This window comes from Pseudoalteromonas sp. HM-SA03, assembly GCF_002289345.1.
Lineage (GTDB): Bacteria > Pseudomonadota > Gammaproteobacteria > Enterobacterales > Alteromonadaceae > Pseudoalteromonas.
Genome location: NZ_NSDG01000172.1, coordinates 1 through 362 on the forward strand (window position 1 = coordinate 1; position 362 = coordinate 362).

General features: G+C 46.7%; 1 protein-coding gene. It reads left to right on the forward strand.

The window, feature by feature from the left end:
• The coding region (locus CKO50_RS23170) for a GTP-binding protein (RefSeq protein WP_255231209.1) at positions 1–362 on the forward strand (362 nt) is incomplete at both ends.

Here is a 362-nt window from a genome sequence, read left to right on the forward strand (position 1 = left end):
CTAACTGCAGCAATCACTAACGTACTTGCAAAAGTATACGGTGGTGAAGCAAAAGACTTCGCATCAATCGATAACGCTCCAGAAGAGCGTGAGCGTGGTATCACAATCTCAACTTCACACGTTGAGTATGACACACCAACTCGTCACTATGCACACGTAGACTGTCCAGGACACGCTGACTATGTTAAAAACATGATCACTGGTGCTGCACAGATGGACGGCGCGATCCTAGTAGTTGCTGCTACTGACGGTCCTATGCCTCAAACACGTGAGCACATCCTACTTTCTCGTCAGGTTGGTGTACCTTACATCATCGTATTCATGAACAAATGTGACATGGTTGACGACGAAGAGCTACTAGA